This is a genomic window from Mycobacterium sp., from assembly GCF_049673265.1.
In the GTDB taxonomy this organism is placed as follows: Bacteria; Actinomycetota; Actinomycetes; order Mycobacteriales; family Mycobacteriaceae; genus Mycobacterium.
This window is the reverse complement of record NZ_JBATXN010000340.1, coordinates 1-1,649: the sequence shown is the minus strand read 5'-3', so window position 1 is coordinate 1,649 and position 1,649 is coordinate 1. Positions and strand designations below refer to the sequence as shown.

At 64.3% G+C, this 1,649-nt stretch carries 1 protein-coding gene and 1 pseudogene; one reads left to right on the top strand and one right to left on the bottom strand.

The features are described from left to right. Positions 1-304 (top strand): annotated as a pseudogene (locus WBF82_RS11945) (cytochrome P450); the annotation flags it as partial. A gap of 108 nt (positions 305-412) precedes the next feature. Here WBF82_RS11945 and WBF82_RS11940 read toward each other — a convergent pair. Continuing rightward, positions 413-1,591 (bottom strand): acyl-CoA dehydrogenase family protein, encoded by a 1,179-nt coding sequence (locus tag WBF82_RS11940; RefSeq protein WP_424383238.1) that lies wholly within the window; start codon positions 1,589-1,591, stop codon positions 413-415. Between the last annotated feature and the right edge of the window lie 58 nt (positions 1,592-1,649).

Sequence of the window (1,649 nt, the reverse complement as noted above, 5' to 3'; positions counted from 1 at the left end):
CTTCAGCTTCGGCCTCGGTGTGCATCGCTGCATCGGCTCCAACGTGGCGCGCACGGTGTTCAAGTCCATGCTGACCGCGGTGCTCGACCGGATGCCCGACTACCAGTGCGACCCGGACGGCACCGTGCACTACGAAACGATCGGCGTCATCCAGGGCATGCGACACCTGCCGGCCACCTTCACCCCCGGCCGCCGGGTCGGCGCGGGCCTCGATGAAACTCTGGAGAAGCTGCAACGGATTTGCGACGAGCAGGAGCTGGCCCGGCCGATCACCGAACGCAAAGAAGCCGCCGTCATCGACTAGCCCGTCGTCCGGCGAGGCCGTACCGCCCAGCGTGTAACTATGGCGAAAAATCGGAAGATTTTCCGCCTTGAGCGCACGCTCGGTGAGTAGGTGAGGCGCCCGGCCTGCTCAGCCGGTAGGCAATCCGAGTACCCGCTGCGCGATGATGTTGCGCTGGATCTCGGACGTGCCGCCGGCGATCGTCCCCCCGAAGCTGCGGGCGTACCGCTCGAACCAACTGGCAAAGTAGTGGTCGAGGTTCATCGGCGCATACGGACCGGTCAGCGTGGGATGGGCTAAGCCGTCGGATCCCGCTGCTGCCAGGGCATGTTCGCATGCTTCTCGTTCGGCTTCGGAGCCCAGCACCTTCAGCACGGACAAGGCAGGCACGTCGTCCTCGCCGCGGGCGGCACGGGCCAGGGCCACCGACCCGAGCAGCCGCAGCGCCTGATAGTCCATCAGAGTGGTGGCGTACTGGTCACGTTCGAGTGCGTTGGTGGGATGGAAGTCGGCGAGCACATTGTCCAGCCGATCGGCGAATCCCAGCCACATCATCGTGCGTTCGTGTCCCAACGAACCGTTGGCTACCCGCCAGCCTTGGTTGAGCGGGCCGACCAGGTTTTCGGCGGGCACCTTCACGTCGGTGAAGAACACCTCGTTGAAGTCCAGATCATCTTGGCCGCATATGGACGGAAACGGCCGCCGCGCCACTCCGGGAGTATCGGTGGGGATCAGCAACACGCTAATGCCCTTGTGCTTAGGCGCATCTGGATCGGTTCGCACGAAGGTCAGCAGTACGTCGGCGTCGTGCGCACCCGACGTCCACACCTTCTGGCCGTTGACCACGAAATGGTCGCCGTCACGGGCGGCTTTCGTGCGCAACGATGCCAGATCCGAACCGGCACTGGGCTCACTCATCCCCAATGACGCGGTGATCTCGGCACGCAGGATCGGAACGGCCCAACGTTGTTTCTGCTCGTCACTGCCGAACGAAATCAGCGACGCTGCAATGATATTGACGCCCTGCGGGTTAAAGCTGTGGTAGATTCGCCGCCGGCACAGCTCCTCGAGGTAGACATACTGCTGCAAGACCGTGGCGTTGCGCCCGCCGAACTCCGGCGGCTGAGTGGGCAGCAGCCAGCCATTGTCGAACAGCAGCCGCTGCCAGCGCCGCGCCCAATCCGGCATGTGCGACACCGACTTTGGCCGCTCCAACGCTTCAGCCGCGGTAGCAGGCGTGTGCTCGTCGAGGAAGGCGACGAACTCCGCGCGAAAGGCCTCGACTTCGGGATCAAACGTGAGCTGCACGATACTCCTCGGTGATCATCGCGCGGTGTTCGGCGGCCCCACCCAGCATGAGCTCGCC